Annotated in this window: 14 protein-coding genes; 6 read left to right on the plus strand and 8 right to left on the minus strand. The window is 66.4% G+C overall.

The window, feature by feature from the left end; genetic code table 11:
• Nucleotides 1-83: 83 nt before the first annotated feature.
• From AC1DX5_RS13185 to clpS, 3 genes are all read left to right on the plus strand, one after another.
• On the plus strand, nt 84-1,817 hold the full coding sequence (locus tag AC1DX5_RS13185) for a PHA/PHB synthase family protein (protein ID WP_478015891.1): 1,734 nt from the start codon (nt 84-86) through the stop codon (nt 1,815-1,817).
• 123 nt (nt 1,818-1,940) lie between these two features.
• Complete coding sequence (locus AC1DX5_RS13190; protein ID WP_478015893.1) at nt 1,941-2,723, plus strand: phasin family protein; 783 nt, start codon at nt 1,941-1,943, stop codon at nt 2,721-2,723.
• A 202-nt stretch (nt 2,724-2,925) separates the two neighbouring features.
• The gene (gene clpS, locus AC1DX5_RS13195) at nt 2,926-3,261 is read left to right on the plus strand and encodes an ATP-dependent Clp protease adapter ClpS (protein WP_465174030.1); all 336 of its coding nucleotides are present in this window, start codon (nt 2,926-2,928) and stop codon (nt 3,259-3,261) included.
• Nucleotides 3,262-3,427: 166 nt separating this feature from the next.
• Here the strand turns inward: clpS and AC1DX5_RS13200 are convergent, their stop codons facing one another.
• Nucleotides 3,428-4,126, minus strand: a complete 699-nt coding sequence (locus tag AC1DX5_RS13200) for a Crp/Fnr family transcriptional regulator (RefSeq protein ID WP_478015895.1) — start codon at nt 4,124-4,126, stop codon at nt 3,428-3,430.
• 185 nt (nt 4,127-4,311) lie between these two features.
• Here AC1DX5_RS13200 and murA point away from each other — a divergent pair, with 185 nt between their 5' ends.
• Nucleotides 4,312-5,595: a UDP-N-acetylglucosamine 1-carboxyvinyltransferase gene (gene murA, locus AC1DX5_RS13205; RefSeq protein WP_478015897.1), complete on the plus strand. Its 1,284-nt coding sequence runs from the start codon at nt 4,312-4,314 to the stop codon at nt 5,593-5,595.
• 175 nt (nt 5,596-5,770) lie between these two features.
• On the opposite strand, the gene AC1DX5_RS13210 is transcribed toward murA, so the two are convergent.
• A complete protein-coding gene (locus AC1DX5_RS13210) occupies nt 5,771-6,568 on the minus strand; it encodes a hypothetical protein (RefSeq protein ID WP_478015899.1) in 798 nt (265 codons plus the stop codon).
• A gap of 139 nt (nt 6,569-6,707) precedes the next feature.
• On the opposite strand from AC1DX5_RS13210, the gene AC1DX5_RS13215 reads away from it, so the two are divergent.
• Nucleotides 6,708-8,024, plus strand: a complete 1,317-nt coding sequence (locus tag AC1DX5_RS13215) for an NAD(P)/FAD-dependent oxidoreductase (RefSeq protein WP_478015900.1) — start codon at nt 6,708-6,710, stop codon at nt 8,022-8,024.
• A gap of 141 nt (nt 8,025-8,165) precedes the next feature.
• Here the strand turns inward: AC1DX5_RS13215 and AC1DX5_RS13220 are convergent, their stop codons facing one another.
• The 6 genes from AC1DX5_RS13220 to lgt form a co-directional block, all read right to left on the minus strand.
• On the minus strand, nt 8,166-9,494 hold the full coding sequence (locus AC1DX5_RS13220) for a cystathionine gamma-synthase family protein (protein ID WP_478015902.1): 1,329 nt from the start codon (nt 9,492-9,494) through the stop codon (nt 8,166-8,168).
• A gap of 445 nt (nt 9,495-9,939) precedes the next feature.
• Nucleotides 9,940-10,698: a peptidoglycan editing factor PgeF gene (gene pgeF, locus AC1DX5_RS13225; RefSeq protein ID WP_478015904.1), complete on the minus strand. Its 759-nt coding sequence runs from the start codon at nt 10,696-10,698 to the stop codon at nt 9,940-9,942.
• The gene (locus tag AC1DX5_RS13230; protein ID WP_478015906.1) at nt 10,695-11,213 is read right to left on the minus strand and encodes a GNAT family N-acetyltransferase; all 519 of its coding nucleotides are present in this window, start codon (nt 11,211-11,213) and stop codon (nt 10,695-10,697) included. The genes pgeF and AC1DX5_RS13230 overlap by 4 nt, the downstream gene beginning before the upstream one ends.
• Complete coding sequence (locus tag AC1DX5_RS13235; protein WP_478015907.1) at nt 11,210-11,719, minus strand: N-acetyltransferase family protein; 510 nt, start codon at nt 11,717-11,719, stop codon at nt 11,210-11,212. Before AC1DX5_RS13235 ends, AC1DX5_RS13230 begins: the two co-directional genes overlap by 4 nt.
• Nucleotides 11,716-12,801: a class I SAM-dependent methyltransferase gene (locus tag AC1DX5_RS13240; protein ID WP_478015909.1), complete on the minus strand. Its 1,086-nt coding sequence runs from the start codon at nt 12,799-12,801 to the stop codon at nt 11,716-11,718. Before AC1DX5_RS13240 ends, AC1DX5_RS13235 begins: the two co-directional genes overlap by 4 nt.
• A 58-nt stretch (nt 12,802-12,859) precedes the next feature.
• Nucleotides 12,860-13,738 (minus strand): prolipoprotein diacylglyceryl transferase, encoded by an 879-nt coding sequence (gene lgt, locus AC1DX5_RS13245; protein ID WP_478015911.1) that lies wholly within the window; start codon nt 13,736-13,738, stop codon nt 12,860-12,862.
• A 64-nt stretch (nt 13,739-13,802) separates the two neighbouring features.
• On the opposite strand from lgt, the gene AC1DX5_RS13250 reads away from it, so the two are divergent.
• Nucleotides 13,803-15,503, plus strand: a complete 1,701-nt coding sequence (locus AC1DX5_RS13250) for a class I adenylate-forming enzyme family protein (RefSeq protein WP_478015913.1) — start codon at nt 13,803-13,805, stop codon at nt 15,501-15,503.
• Nucleotides 15,504-15,509: the final 6 nt, after the last annotated feature.

Genomic DNA, 15,509 nt, shown 5'->3' on the forward strand with positions numbered 1-15,509 from the left:
CCTTAGTTTATTTGCGCCCGCTCGGGAATGACGGACATCGCCTCGTGCGTTAGGGTGGTCGAAATTCGCCACCCGAGGAACCCATGGCCGAATCCGACGCCCCCCAACTGCCCAGCCTCGCGGAACTCCAGCACTGGACCTGGGTGATGGGCCGCGCGCAGCAGATGATGCTGGAAAGCGGCCTCTCGACCGCCGCGGCCGAGCAGCGCGATCTCGGTGTGCCGGTCATTCCCGGCCTCAACGATCCCGCGACGATCGCGCGCGCGGAAGCCTTCTGGACGGACAGCCTCACGCTCTGGCAGCGCTTCCTCGATCCCCAGGCGCCGCCCGCCGATGACGGCAGGCATGCCCGCGACAAACGCTTCGCCGCCCCGCAATGGCGCGACAATCCGCTGTTCGACTGGATCCGCCAGAGCTATTTCCTGATCTCCGATCACATGCTCGCCAATGTCGATGCGCTGGCGGGGGTGGACGATCGCCAGAAGGAGCAGCTCCGCTTCGCCGCCAGGGGTTTTCTCGAGGCGATGAGCCCGAGCAATTTCCCCGTCACCAACCCGGTGGTGCTGGAAAAGACGATCGAGACGGGCGGGGAGAATCTGCTCAAGGGCCTGCAGAACATGCTGGCCGATCTCGCCAAGGGCCAGCTCACCCACACCGATCCCAACGCGTTCGAGCTTGGCCGCAACCTCGCGACCACGCCGGGCAAGGTGGTCAGGCGCACCCCGCTCTACGAACTGATCCAATATTCCCCGACGACCGAGACCGTGCTGGCCGTCCCGCTGGTCATCTTTCCGCCCTGGATCAACCGCTTCTACATCCTCGATCTCACGCCGGAGAAGAGCTTCATCCGCTGGGCGGTCGACCAGGGCATCACCGTCTTCATGGTCTCCTGGAAATCCGCCGATGCCAGCATGAGCGACGTGGTATTGGACGATTATGTCGCGGCGCAGATCGACGCGATCGATTCGGTGCGCGAGGGGCTCGGGGTCGATGCGGTCCATGCCATCGGCTATTGCGTCGCCGGCACGACGCTCGCCGCAACGCTTGCGGTGCTCGCCGCGCGGGAACAGGCGGACAAGGTGAAAAGCGCGACCTTCTTCACCGCCCAGGTCGATTTCTCTCGCGCTGGCGAACTGCTCAACTTCGTCGACGACGAACAGCTCAAGACCATCGCCACGCTCTCGCCCGAGGGTTTCCTCGACGGCCGCTATCTCGCGCTGACCTTCAACCTGCTGCGCGGGCGCGACCTGATCTGGAATTACGTCACCAACAATTACCTGCTCGGCCAGGATTATACGCCGTTCGATCTGCTCCACTGGAACGGCGACACCACCAACCTGCCGGCCAAGTGGCATATGAGCTATCTGACCGATCTCTACCGCGACAATCTGCTGGTGAAGCCGGGCATGCTGTCCGCCGGCGGCACGCCGATCGATCTGACCCGGGTGAAGACGCCCGCCTATGTGCAGGCCGGCCGTGACGATCATATCGCCCCGGCCGAAAGCGTGTGGAACATCACCCATATCTTCACCGGCCCGGTGAAGTTCGTGCTGGCCGGGTCGGGGCATATCGCCGGGGTGGTGAACCCGCCGGCGCTCGGCAAATATCAATATTGGCTCAATCCGAAGCCCGCCGAAACGCTCGCCGAGTTCGTTGCGGGCGCGTCCGAGACCAAGGGCAGTTGGTGGCCCGACTGGCTCGGCTGGCTGCACGATCAGAGCGACTCGACGGTGCCCGCCAGCGGCGCGCGCCAGCCCGGCAAGGGCGTGCTGAAGGCGATCGAGGACGCGCCCGGCAGCTATGTAAGGGCACGCTAAGTCTCTCGAATCATTACGCTACACCTGCAGCATGACGCATATGTTGCGGTGCAACAAAAAGTCTTGCGGAACGCGCAGCATGCGCTATATTGCAGTGCAACAAGTAACGTGAGGGAGGCCTTTATGGCCAGCAAGGGTCCCAAGCCCGGAAGTCCGGCCAAGGCGGCAGCGCCGAAGCCGAGGGCAACAGCCCCAAAGGCGGCAGCGGCGACGAAGACTGTCGCGAAGCCCGCCACCAAGCCCGTCGCTCCGGCTGCCGCGAAGGCAGTCGCCGCGCCGGTACTTGTCGCGGCCCAGCCGGTTCCGCCGGTCGCCGCCAAGATCGAGCTGCCCGCGCCCGTCGCCGCCGTTGAACCGGCGGTGGAACGGGCGATCGAAAAAGCAGCCGACACCGCAGTGAAGACTATCGAACCCATCACGCCCGTCGTCGAAACGCCGGTCGCCCTGATCCAGAAGGAAGTGAAGACCATGGAAGCCAATCTGAAGAATGCCGCCGAAAAGGCGCAGACCCTGTTCGCTGAAGCAAACGAGCGCGCCAAGGCCGCCGTCGAGAAGGGCACCAAGCTGTTCGAGGAAGCCAATGAGTTCTCGAAGGGCAACATCGAAGCAATCGTCGAGTCCGGCAAGATTGCCGCCAAGGGCCTCGAGACCTTCGGCCAGGACGCTGCGGAATACAGCCGCAAGCAGTTCGAAGGTGCGACCGCCGCGCTGAAGAGCCTGTCGACGATCAAGTCGCCGACCGACTTCTTCAAGCTGCAGAGCGACTATGTCCGCTCGTCGTTCGACTCGATCGTCGCGCAGACCTCGAAGAACACCGAAGCGATGCTGAAGCTCGCCGGCGAGGTCGCTCAGCCGATCTCGAACCGTGTCGCGCTCGCCGCCGAGAAGGCGAAGATCGCCGCGTAATGTCGCGCACGATCGTCGAATAGGAACAGGGCGGTCCTTCGGGGCCGCCCTTTTTCGTTTATTGGTGCCGTGCGTCGGCAAGGGCAGCGCCAGCGCGTCGAAAGACGCCACAAACGAGGTTGATCGCGCGCACCCTCTTGCCCTTGGGCCGCGGCATGCCATATTTTCGCTTCTCATGATCAACCAGCTTAGCATCACGGCCATGGCCGAGCGCCGCGACGGCGAAGGGGGCGATGACGACGGCACTGGCCTCGGCATCGCCACCCGCACCCGCACGCGGACCAAGCAGCCGACTCCCTACCGGGTACTGCTGCTCAATGACGATTACACGCCGATGGAATTCGTCGTGCTGGTGCTCCAGCGCTTCTTCCGCATGGACATGGAGGCTGCGACGCGAGTGATGCTCCACGTCCACCAGAAGGGCGTCGGGGTGTGCGGCGTGTTCAGCTACGAAGTGGCGGAAACCAAGGTCGCCCAGGTCATCGAATTCGCCCGGCAGAACCAGCACCCCCTGCAATGCACCCTGGAAAAGGCGTAAATCTTTAGTTCCTCAGTTCCTCCCCGGCACGGGGAGGGGGACCGCCCGCCTTTTTCAGGCGGGTGGTGGAGGGGCTTGGAGCGCGGGGCAATTGTTCCGCGCTCCAAGCCCCTCCACCACTTCGTGGTCCCCCTCCCCCTGCGGGGGAGGAATTAGATAGAAGCGCTCACCGCGCCGCCGGCAACCAACCCAGATCCAGCCCGGCATAACGATCCACGAAATTCGCCGCCCGCTGCAACGCCCGCTCTTCGGTCAGGGTCACCCGGCCGCCCTCGCGGGCGATGATGCGTTCCTCTTCCAGCTGCCGCAGCATGCGATTGACGTGCACCGCGGTCAGTCCGGTCGCGTCGCCGATCTCCTCCTGGGTCAGGCCCAGGATGAAACTGGTGTTGGTCGCCTTGTCGAGCATGCGCATGCGGTTGCGCATCTCGAGCAGGATCCCCGCCACCCGCGCCTTGGCCGAGGTGCGGCCAAGCGCTGCCAGCCGGTCGGTCAGCGCCGCGCGCTCGATCTGGTTATAGACCATGATCAGCGCGGCGAGCCGGGGATGGTCGCTGATCAGCTTGCTCATCGCGGTGCGCTCGAACGGGCAGACCACGGCATCGGTCAGCGCGGTGATCGTCTCCGGCGCTTCGCTGTACACCAGCGACGAGACCCCCATCATGTCGCCGGGGAACAGGAATCGCAGGATCTGGCGGCTGCCGTCGTCGAGCAGCACGGAGCTCATCATCGTGCCCTTGCGCAGGATGAACAGCTCGCTGCAGCGATCATTCTCGCGCTGCAAGGTCGCGCCGCGACGCAGGCTGCGCTCGCGGTCCTCCAGCTGCTCCAGTGCGCGGTGTTCGCCAGGAGTCAGCGCGACCATGCCGCTCAATCGTTCAGCGAAACAACTACCCGGCACGCGAACATTCCCCCAAACCCCGACAAGCCAGAGCATTGCAGGAGAATCAGTGCATTAAAGTCGATCAAGCGCTGTCACCGGGACGCAACATCTTCCGCTTAGGCGAAGGCGCTACTTGCGCGGGCACGCGCAGGCGATAGAAGCCGCCAATGGACCGTATCCTCATCCGCGGCGGCAACCGGCTTTCGGGCCGCCTCCCCATCTCCGGCGCCAAGAACGCAGCGCTCACCCTCATGCCCTGCGCGCTCCTCACCGAGGAGCCGGTGACGCTGAGGAACCTGCCGCGCCTGGCCGATGTCGACAGCTTCGGGCATCTGCTCAACCAGCTCGGCTGCTCGACCCAGATCGAGGGCGCGCGGCCCGAGGATTTCGGCCGGGTGATGACGATCCGCGCCGGCAAGCTGACCGCGACCGAGGCGCCCTATGACATCGTGCGCAAGATGCGCGCCTCGATCCTGGTGCTCGGCCCGTTGATCGGCCGCGCCGGCGAGGCGACCGTGTCGCTGCCGGGCGGCTGCGCCATTGGCAACCGCCCGATCGACCTTCATTTGAAAGCGATGGAAGCGCTGGGCGCCGAGATCGAACTGGCCGCGGGTTATGTGAAGGCGACTGCGCCGGGCGGCCGGCTGTCGGGTGGCCGCGTGACCTTCCCGATCGTGTCGGTCGGCGCGACCGAGAATGCGGTGATGGCCGCGGCGACCGCGAAGGGCGGCTCGATCATCGAGAATGCCGCGCGCGAGCCGGAGATCGTCGATCTCTGCAACATGCTCGTCGCGATGGGCGCGTCGATCTCGGGCATCGGCACCGAGACGCTCGAGATCGAAGGCCGCGACCGGCTGCACGGCGCGACCTATGCAGTGATGCCCGACCGGATCGAGGCGGGCAGCTATGCCTGTGCCGCCGCGATCACCGGCGGCGCGCTGGAGCTGGTCGGCGTCGCGATGGACGATATGCGCGCGACCGTCGCGGCTCTGGTGGAAGCGGGCGTCACGGTCGAGGAACGCGGCAACAGTCTGTTCGTCGAGGCGACCGGCCGGCTCGGCCCGCTCACCCTCTCGACCGCGCCGTTCCCGGGTTTCGCCACCGACATGCAAGCGCAGTTCATGGCGATGCTCGCCCTGGCGGACGGCGCCAGCGTGTTGACCGAGACGATCTTCGAGAATCGCTACATGCACGTGCCGGAACTGGCGCGCATGGGCGCCGACATCCAGGTGCGCGGCCGCACCGCGGTGGTGCGCGGCGTGGAGAAACTGGTCGGCGCGCCGGTAATGGCGACCGATCTGCGCGCCTCGATGAGCCTGATCCTCGCCGGCCTCGCCGCCGAGGGCGAGACTCAGGTCCAGCGCGTCTATCACCTCGATCGCGGATACGAGCGGCTCGAAGAGAAACTGAGCGCGGTGGGTGCCGATATCGAGCGCGTCAGCGACGGCTGAGACTTTCTACCCGCCTCATCCCCACGCCGTTCGTGCCGAGTAGGGACCGAGTAGGCAAAGCCGTATCGAGGGCCCGTATCGAGGTATCGGTGAGGCGCGGCACGCTTGTCCCTCGATATGCCATCTCGACAAGCTCGATGGCTACTCGGGACGAACGGCGGGTTTATCGCTCTCCCTAAGCCTCGTTCCACCAGCCCTCGGTGCGCGGCGTCCACCACGGCGCTGCCGCCACGATGCGGTCGCCATAATCGGGCCAGTCGGGGCAAACCAGCGGCAGGCCCGTGCCCTCGATCAGCCGGACGATCCCCTCCCGATCCAGCCCCTCCGGTACCCCGCCCGCCTCCCGGCAGGCCAACCGCCACAATTCCATCTCCTGTCCCCAGAAATAGAGGCTCGCCGCGCCGATATTCTCCTGCATGCGGCGGACATCGTCCCATTTCTGCGGCTCGACGACCTTCGCCCAGATGTCCGCCTGGATGCTGTCGACCGGCGCATCGGGGCGCCATTCGAGCGCATCGGCCTGCTCGATGCGAATCTTCGCCCGGGCTTCCTCCGGCAATTGGGCGAAGATCCCCAGCGCCTCGATCAGCGCGATCACCTGCGGGTCGCGCTCCACCACCGTCACTAGGTCGACTGCCGGATTGAGCGCGACATTGGCCGCGCACCAGCCCATGCCCAGCCCCAGCACCACGGTGTGGCCGCGCGCGGCGGCGATGCCGATCTCCTGGCTCTCGACCTCCATCGGCACGATCGACATCCAGCTTGCCTCATCCTGCTCGACGGGCCCGGTCAGGATCACGGTGCCCATCATGCGATAGACTTGGCCCCAATAACCCCGCGTGGAAGGCATCGCGATGATCCGCACTGACCAGGGGCCCCAGACACCCGGGGCATAATGCGGGAACCAGAGGTCGCTGGTGAAGTCGCCGAGCAACGGACGAGGGTCGATGCCCGGCTGATCGGCTGATGTCATGCTGCTCCCCCGCGTCGTCGCCGAACGCTGGCCGCCTTTCCGGCGAAGTTCAAGGGCAGGCCTTCAGAGCCAAATCTTCCTCGCCAGCTGCGGGCCGGCTGCTATCGTGCGGCTTCGGCCGGGCATCCGGGGGACAGGAATGACCGAGCGCAAGATTCAGATCGTGATCGTCGGGGGCGGGGCCGGCGGGCTCGAGCTCGCCCGGCGGCTCGGCGCGAAATATGGCCGCAAGCGCCACGACATCATCCTGGTCGAGCGCAACCGCACCCATATCTGGAAACCGCTACTGCACGAGGTCGCGGCCGGATCGCTCGACGCCAATCTCGACGAGGTCGGCTATCGCAGCCATTGCTATCGCTGGGGCTATCGCTTCTTCCTCGGCACGCTCGAAAGCATCGACCGGGACAGGCGCGAGCTATGGGTCGCGCCCCTGCTCGACGAGGACGGCAGCGAGCTGATCGGCCGCCACGCGATCCGCTATGATTATCTGGTGCTGGCGGTGGGGTCGGTCACCAATGATTTTGGTACCCCGGGGGTGCGCGAGAATTGCATGGTGCTCGATGATCGCGCCCAGGCCGATCGCTTCCGCAACCGGCTGCTCAACCATTGCCTGCGCGTGTCCCGCGCGATGAGCCTCGATCCGGCCTCGGACGAGCATGTCCGCATCGCGGTGGTCGGCGGCGGCGCGACCGGCGTCGAGCTCACCGCCGAATTGTTCAATTCCGCCGCCGCGTTGCGTTTCTACGGGCTGGAGACGTTCGACGAGAAACGGCTCGAGGTGACCTTGATCGAGGCGGGGCCGCGCATCCTGCCCGCGCTTCCCGAGAAGCTCGCGGCGGCGGCGCAGGCCGAGCTGGAGACGCTCGGCGTGCGTGTGCTGACCGACACGCGCGTGACCGAGGCGACCGACGAGGCGATCGTCACCGCGAGTGGTGAGCGCATCGTCAGCGAGCTGCGCGTCTGGGCCGCCGGGGTCAAGGGCGCGGCGACGCTCGATCATATCGGCGGGCTGGAGACCAACCGGAACAACCAGCTGCTGGTGAAGCCGACGCTGCAGGCCACGCTCGACGACCGCATCTTCGCGCTGGGCGATTGCTGCTCCTGCCTCGATCCCGCGACCGGCCGCCCGGTCCCGCCGCGCGCCCAGGCCGCGCACCAGATGGCGACCGCCGTGTTCCACAATCTCGTGCGGCTGATGAACGACCGGCCATTGAAGCCGTTCGAATATCACGATCATGGATCGCTGGTGTCGATCAGTCGCTTCTCGACCGTGGGCAGCCTGATGGGCAATCTCGTCGGCGGGCGCATGGCGATCGAGGGACGGCTCGCGCGCTTCGTCTATGTCTCGCTCTACCGCATGCACCTGATCGCGATCCATGGCTGGCTGCGCGGCATCGGCCTGATCGTGATCGGCCGGGTCAACACGATCATCCGGCCGCGGCTGAAGCTGCACTGAGTCGGGACGTCTGCCCCACCACTGCCGTCACCCCGGACTTGTTCCGGGGTCCATCGTCCCGCAAACGCAACCACTGCGGCGCTTGCGGAGCCATGGATGCCGGAACAAGTCCGGCATGACGAAAATAGGGGCGGCCGACTCTTAGATCGCGTCCAGCGCCTGCCGGAAATCCGCAATCAAATCGTCCGCATCCTCGACCCCGATCGAAATCCGCACCAGATTGTCGGTAATCCCCAGCGCCTGTTTGCGCGCGTCGGGCACCGACAGATGCGTCATCGCCGCCGGATGGCTCGCCAGCGTCTCCGTCCCACCCAGGCTCACCGCCAGCTTGGCGATCTTCAGTGCGTCGAGGAACGCGAAGGCTTCCTTCTCGCCGCCCTTCACGATCAGCGAGAAGGTCGATCCGGCGCCGGTGCAATGGCGGCGATAGATATCGGCCTGGCGCTCCATGCCCGGCGTGCTGTCGAGGAAGCCGAGATAGCCGACGCGCTCGACCTTGGGGTGGCTGCGCAGGAATTCGCAGACCTTCACCGCATTCTCGCCCGCGCGGCTCATGCGCAGCTCCAGCGTCTCCAGGCTGCGCATCAGCATCCACGCCGTATGCGGGTCGCAGATCGTGCCGATCGTGTTGCGCATCAGCCTTATGGTGTTGATATGCTCCTTCGAGCCGAGCACGCCGCCCGCGACCAGGTCGCTGTGCCCGCCGGCATATTTGGTCAGCGAATAGACGACGATGTCGGCGCCATGCTCCAGCGGCTTGAGCCAGAGCGGGCCGAGGAACGTGTTGTCGATTGCGATCGGCGGCTTTTCCGCGGCGTTCTTGAAGATCGCATCGCGGCTCGCGGCGACCGCCTGGATGTCGACCAGCGCGTTCGTCGGGTTGGCCGGGCTTTCGAGATAGATCAGTGCGACGCGGCCGGCCGCGGCCTTGCCCAGCACGGCGTCGATCTCCTCGCGGGTCGCGCCCGCCGGGAAGTCGAGCCAATGGACGCCGAAGCGGCCGAGGATGCGCGCGATCAAGGTCTCGGTTGCGGCATAGAGCGGGCCCGAATGGACGATCGTGTCGCCCGGGCGGACCATCGACAGGAACAGGGTGGCAATCGCCGACATGCCCGAGGAGAAGGCAAGCGCGTCCTCGGCATCTTCCCAGATGCCCAGCCGGTCTTCGAGGATCTCCTGGTTCGGCCCGTTGAAGCGCGAATAGACCAGACCCTCGGCGCCGCCGGGACGCTTGCCGGTCACGCCCTCGAAATGGCGCTTGCCCGCCGCGGCATTGGGGAAGACGAAGGTCGAGGTGAGGAAGATCGGCGGCTTCAGCGATCCTTCCGACAGCATCGGGTCATAGCCATGGCCCATCATCAGCGTCGACGGCTTCAGCTTGCGGTCGCCGATCTTCTCGACCGAGGGCTTGGGCTTGGTGCGGGGCGCGACGCCGGTCAGATCCGCTTCGTCTTCGTTCTTGATCGCCATGGATGCGTCCTGGGTAAGAGAGTGCGCCGTCCGACGCGAATAGTCGCATTTGATACTTTCCTGCGCGGCAGGCAAGGCGACGTCATTAGCCCGTCGTTGCGGTAACGGATCGATACGGCGCTCGTTCCGTCACAGGCGGGAAGAATGTCGCCGATTCAAGAGACGCGGCGATCGCGGCATCAGGGGGCCGGAGGGTGGCGTTCAACGCCCTCCTGCTCTTTCGCATCGTGACAGAGGAATGTTGGACGGTTTTCGCTGTTCGATCAGCGGAAAGTTATGGCCGGAACAGCGGAAAGGCGCGCATTTTTTCCGCTGTTACGCGTAACAGGGAAAACGGTCCGCAACGCACTGAACTACCGGGGGAAAGGGCCCCGAAAATCCAACATAACAGCGGAAGAAAAAAGCTGCCGGAAAAACAGCCTGAGTGTTGGACGAAAGGCGAAGGTCAGCCGGCGATGCCGATGATCGAGATCTGCCGGCCATAACCCGGCTCGCCTCGATGAGTCGCGCGGCGGAAGCTGAAGAAACGGTCCGCATCGCCATAGGTGTCGAGACCGAGCATCTCGATGCGGGTGAGCCCGGCCCTGGCGAGGCGGTGCGCGACATAGGCTTCGAGGTCGAACTGGTGATGGCCGGGCTTGCCGGGCGCGAAGAAACGCTCATTGGCGGGGTCGTCGCTCTCGAAGCGCCGGGCGAACGCATCGTCGACCTCATAGCTCGACCGGGCGATGCACGGGCCGACCGCGGCGGCGATGCGCTCGCGCCGCGCGCCGATCTTCTCCATGGCCGCGATCGTCGCATCGGTCACGCCGCCGATCGCGCCCTTCCAGCCGGCATGCGCCGCGCCGACCACGCCGGCCTCGCGATCGGCCAGCAGCACCGGCGCGCAGTCCGCGGTCAGGATGCCCAGCGCCAGGCCCGGCCGTTCGGTCACCAGCGCGTCGCCCGACGGACGGTCGTCGAACGCGGTCAGCGCGCGGACGACATCGGCGGAATGAGTCTGGTACAGCGTCAGGAGCCGCGCGCCGGGCAACACGGCCTCGCTCGCGCGCCGGCGATTCTCCGCCACGATCTCGGCATCGTCGTCCGATCCGATCCCGACATTGAGCCCGGCATACAGCCCGGTCGAGACGCCGCCACGCCGCCCGAGAAAGCCATGCGCGACGCCGTCGAGCGTCTTGGCCCGGATGACCTCGACGCTCATAGCGAGCGCCGCCAGATCCGGTCGTCATGGACCTGCGGCCCGGTGACGAAATCGCAGCGCCCGACCTCGGCAAAGCCGTGCCGCGCATAGAATCTCTTGGCGCGCTGGTTATGGTCGAACACCGCGAGGTAGATTTCCGGCGCGCCGCGCGACCGCGCCGTGTCGATCAGCCATTCGGTCAGCGCATCGGCCACGCCCCGGCCCTTGCAGGCTTCGACGACATAGAGCTGGCGTAATTCCATCGCGTCCGGATGTGCTGCCTCGAACGGCAGAGTCATCGCCGAGAGCTTGATATAGCCCGCCGGCACGCCGTCGAGATAGGCGGCGCGCCAGTCGATCGCGGGGTCGCCGAGGTCGCGCTGCATCTGGCCGGCGGGGCCATAGGCCTGCTCCAGATAGATGGCGAGCGGCTCGGGATCGATCACCGAGGTGAAGCTGTCGACGAACGCCTGGCGCGCCATCGCCGACAGCGCCGGGCCGTCCGCTTCGCCCGGAGTGCGATAGCTGATCGTCACAGCACCAGCCGCATGATGCGGTCGTCGTCGATCGTCTCGCCGACCCGGAAGGCGTAGCGGCCGATCTCCTGGAAACCGTAGCGCTCGTAGAAACGCCGGGCGCGGTGATTGTCGACATAGACGCTGAGGATGATCTCCTTCGCGCCGTGATCGCGTGAATGCTGGAGCGCCCAGTCCATCAGCTCGGGCGCGACGCCCTGGCCCTGCCAGGGGCCGAGCACATAGAATTGATAGAGCTCGATCGCGTCGGGCCGCCATTCGCCGGGAAAGGTCACCGGCCCCATCTTGGCGAAGCCGATGATCTTCCCGTCCTCCAGCGCCAGCCGCACGGTGAAGTCGGGATCGGACAATTGCGAGGGCAGGCCATTCGCCCCGAAAGCATCGTCGAGGAACGCCGCGAGATCCGACTGGCGATAGAGATTGCCGAAAGTCTCGGTGAAGGAGCGCCGCGCCATGGCGGACAGCGCCGGGCCGTCGATCGTCCGGGCATCGCGATAAGTGATCATGCGAAAGCCGCCGGAATCGGCCATTCGGGGCCGGTGACCGCCAGCGCCTTGAACAGGCTGCCCATCGCGACGGTCAGCCGCGCGCGATCGGCCGCAATCGACTCGGCGCGGTCGGGCGAGGCCTTGGCGAGCGCGGCGGCGCGCGCGTCCACGCCGAGCGCGGTCAGCAACGCGCCCTGGCCGATCGGGCCATAAGCGGAAACGCCCTCGATTCGGGCGGCGGCGGCAAGCGTCGCGAAATCGACATGGGCGGTCAGGTCCTGCTCTCCCGGGGCATCGAACGGATTGGCGAAACGGTGGCCGCGCACTGCCTGGAGCGTGTCGCCGATCGCGGGCCCCTCATAGCCATAATCGATCGCCAGCATAGCGCCGCCCTGCCGCGCGATCGTCGAGGCCAGCGCGCGCATCACCGCGACGCTGGCGGGCGAGGTCTCGATCACGGAGCCCGGCGGCGCGTCGCGCAGTGCCTCGGGAATGATCTCGCCCGGCACCGGCTTGCCCGCGATCGGCAGGAACAGCACGTCCTGGCAGGCCACGAAGCGCTCGTGCCACACGTCCAGCGCGCGGACGAGCTGGCGGATCGGCAGCGCATCGAAGAATTCATTGGCGACGACGATCAGCGGCCGGTCGCCGGGCAGGGTGGAGACATCGTCATGCCAGGTCGCGTCCGGCACCCGCTCCGCCTGCGCCGCGCGGAGCGTCGGACTAGTCTCGACGAAATGCGCCGGCGGCGTCAGCCCGGCCCTGGCCATTGCGCGCAGCGCATCGCTGGCGAGCGTGCCGCGGCCGGGCCCCAGCTCGACCCATCCGATGTCGGGCCGCCCCGCACGGTCCCACAAATCGGCGCACCACAGGCCGATCAGCTCGCCGAACATCTGGCTGATCTCGGGCGCCGTGGTGAAGTCGCCCGCCGTCCCCAGCGGGTCGCGCGTCGCATAATAATGCGCGTTGGCGGCCGACATGAACTGGGCGATCGAGATCGGCCCCGCCAGCGTTATCGCGCGGGCGAGCCGATCGGCGAGCGGGGCTTCAATTCCCCTCCCGCTTGCGGGAGGGGTTAGGGGAGGGCTTGTGGGTTCCATTGGTTCAGTGGCGACATGCCCTCACCCGGCCCCTCCCGCAAGCGGGAGGGGAGAAAGATCACGCGACGCTCTCGCTCCCCGCGATCGGTTCGACGCGCTGGCGGCGCTTCTGCGAGGTCGCGATCAGATAGATGCCGCCGACGATCATCGGCAGGGTCAGCACCTGGCCCATATGGATCGTCGTGGCGAAGAAGGTCCCGGCGAACTGCGAATCGGGTTCGCGGAAGAATTCCACGGTGAAGCGGGCAAGGCCGTAGAACAGCAGGAACAGGCCGACCAGCTTGCCCGGATCGTAGCGCGCCTTGGTGCGCCAGAAGGCGAACCACAGGATCGCGAACAGCACGATTCCCTCGAGCCCCGCCTCGTAGAGCTGGCTCGGATGGCGTGCCGGGTCGAGGCCGCCGACCACGGTGCGCGGGAAGACGATCGCCCAGGCGACGTCGGTCGGCTTGCCCCACAGCTCGCCGTTCACGAAATTGGCGAGGCGTCCGAAGAACAGGCCGAAGGGCACGCAGCAGGCGAGATAGTCATGGATGCGCAGCCAGTCGAGCTTGTGCCGCCGCGCGAACAGGATGATGCCGAGCGAGGTGCCGATCATCCCGCCATGGAAGGACATGCCGCCGTCCCACAGCTTCAGGATCTGCAGCGGATTGGCGAACATCGACGGCGCGTAGAAGATCGCATAGCCGAGCCGCCCGCCGAGAATGATGCCGAGCGTCGCGTAGAACACCAGATCGTCGGCATGGCGCCGCGCCATCGGGCTGCCGGGCTGCGCGATCAGCTTGAGCAGATACCACCAGCCGAGCAGGATGCCCGAGATATAGGCGAGCGAATACCATTTGATGTCGAAAAAGCCGAGCGACAGCGCCACCGGCTTGAGGCCGAGGCTGTCGAAATGGATATGGTTCGATGCGCTCGCGAGCGTTGTCAGGATCAAGGCTTTTCCCCAAGGGTTCGCGTCTCCATAAAGGCCAGTAACGACAAACCCAAGGGGAGAGAGCATGCGCACCGAGCTTGACCGCCGAATGGACGAAGGGCTGGCCGGGCTCACGGGAGAGGGGGCGCCGCTGGCGCTCGGCACGATCGCGCTGAACGGCGTCGATCTGCCGCTGATCGCGACCGTGCCGCCCGCCTTGCCGCATTATTTCGCGCATTATTCGGCCGAGCATCGGGACAAGACCTTCCTCGTCGCGGGCGAGGAACGGCTGACCTTCGCCGAGGTCCATGCCGAGGCCGACAAGGTGGCGCGGAGCCTGGTCGGCAAGGGGCTGAAAACGGGCGACCGCGTCGGCATCGCGATGCGCAACTCGCCGTCCTGGATCACGCTCTATATGGGCATCGCCATGGCGGGCGGAGTCGCCACCCTGCTCAACGGCTGGTGGCAATCGGCCGAGCTGGCCGAAGCGATCGCCGACGTCGACTGCGCCCTGGTGTTCGCCGATCCGCCCCGCGCGAAGCGGCTCGCGGCGATCGAGGCTATGACGGTGCCGGTGGTCGAGATCGACGATGCGCTGCCGCTGGCCAGGGCGATGGACGCCGTCACCCGCGACGCACCCGATGTTGCGCTGCCCGCGCTGAGCGAGGACGACAATGCGACGATCCTGTTCACCTCGGGGTCGACCGGCCAGTCCAAGGGCGCGCTCAGCGATCACCGCGCGGTGCTGCAAGCCGTGTTCAACTATCTCGCCCAGGCGCTGGTCATGCTCGGTATCGCGACGAAGGACGGCAACCCGCCCCAGGGCCAGCCCGCGACCCTGCTCAACGTGCCGCTGTTCCATGTCACGGCCGAGGTGCCGGTGTTCCTCCAGAGCTTCGCCATGGGCCGCAAGCTGGTGCTGATGCCCAAATGGGATGCCGAGGAAGCGATGCGACTGATCGAGGCCGAGGCGATCAGCTATTTCGTCGGCGTGCCGCTGATGAGCTTCGAGATCCTGACTCATCCCAACCGCCCCAATTACGACCTGTCGACCGTCACCGACTTCGCCGCCGGCGGCGCGCCGCGCCCGGTCGAGCATGTCCGGCGCATCAAGGAGGAGATGGGCGGCGGCGCGCCGTTGCTCGGTTACGGCCTGACCGAGACCAACGGCATCGGCTGCGGCAACTGGCGCGACAATTATCTCGCCAAGCCCAATTCGACCGGCCGCGCCTCGGCGCCCCTGGTCGATCTCGCCATCCTCGATGCGCTGGGCCGGCCCGTCGCGGCGGGCGAGCGGGGCGAAGTGGCGATCCGGTCGGTCGCGAACTTCAAGGAATATTGGAACCGGCCCGAGGCGACCGCCGCCGCCTTCACCGCCGACCGCTATTTCCTGACCGGGGACATCGGCTATCTCGACGAGGAAGGCTATCTCTTCATCGTCGACCGCAAGAAGGACATCATCATCCGCGGCGGCGAGAACATCTCCTGCCAGGAAGTGGAGGCGGCGATCTACGAACATCCCGCCGTCGCCGAGGCGGCGGTGTTCGGCCTGCCGGACGAGCGTTTCGGCGAAGTGCCGGGCGCGGTCGTGAAATATCGCGACGGCGCGGAACTGACGCCCGACCAGCTCTGCGCCTATCTCTACGCGCATATCGCCGCATTCAAGGTGCCGCAGCGCATCTGGACCTCGGCCGATCCACTGCCCCGGCTGGGCACCGAGAAGATCGACAAGGTCGGGCTACGGGCCAAATACCAGGCAATCGCGGCGGCCGAGGCGGCGGCCTGACTCCCC

The organism is Sphingomonas sp. P2_B6, assembly GCF_056404755.1.

Excerpts from the sequence above, each read along its gene's own strand:
- AC1DX5_RS13185 (WP_478015891.1), top strand. The coding sequence starts at position 84 with ATGGCCGAATCCGACGCCCCCCAACTGCCCAGCCTCGCGGAACTCCAG.
- AC1DX5_RS13190 (WP_478015893.1), top strand. The coding sequence starts at position 1,941 with ATGGCCAGCAAGGGTCCCAAGCCCGGAAGTCCGGCCAAGGCGGCAGCG.
- clpS (WP_465174030.1), top strand. The coding sequence starts at position 2,926 with ATGGCCGAGCGCCGCGACGGCGAAGGGGGCGATGACGACGGCACTGGC.
- AC1DX5_RS13200 (WP_478015895.1), bottom strand. The coding sequence starts at position 4,126 with ATGGTCGCGCTGACTCCTGGCGAACACCGCGCACTGGAGCAGCTGGAG.
- murA (WP_478015897.1), top strand. The coding sequence starts at position 4,312 with ATGGACCGTATCCTCATCCGCGGCGGCAACCGGCTTTCGGGCCGCCTC.
- AC1DX5_RS13210 (WP_478015899.1), bottom strand. The coding sequence starts at position 6,568 with ATGACATCAGCCGATCAGCCGGGCATCGACCCTCGTCCGTTGCTCGGC.
- AC1DX5_RS13215 (WP_478015900.1), top strand. The coding sequence starts at position 6,708 with ATGACCGAGCGCAAGATTCAGATCGTGATCGTCGGGGGCGGGGCCGGC.
- AC1DX5_RS13220 (WP_478015902.1), bottom strand. The coding sequence starts at position 9,494 with ATGGCGATCAAGAACGAAGACGAAGCGGATCTGACCGGCGTCGCGCCC.
- pgeF (WP_478015904.1), bottom strand. The coding sequence starts at position 10,698 with ATGAGCGTCGAGGTCATCCGGGCCAAGACGCTCGACGGCGTCGCGCAT.
- AC1DX5_RS13235 (WP_478015907.1), bottom strand. The coding sequence starts at position 11,719 with ATGATCACTTATCGCGATGCCCGGACGATCGACGGCCCGGCGCTGTCC.
- AC1DX5_RS13240 (WP_478015909.1), bottom strand. The coding sequence starts at position 12,801 with ATGGAACCCACAAGCCCTCCCCTAACCCCTCCCGCAAGCGGGAGGGGA.
- AC1DX5_RS13250 (WP_478015913.1), top strand. The coding sequence starts at position 13,803 with ATGCGCACCGAGCTTGACCGCCGAATGGACGAAGGGCTGGCCGGGCTC.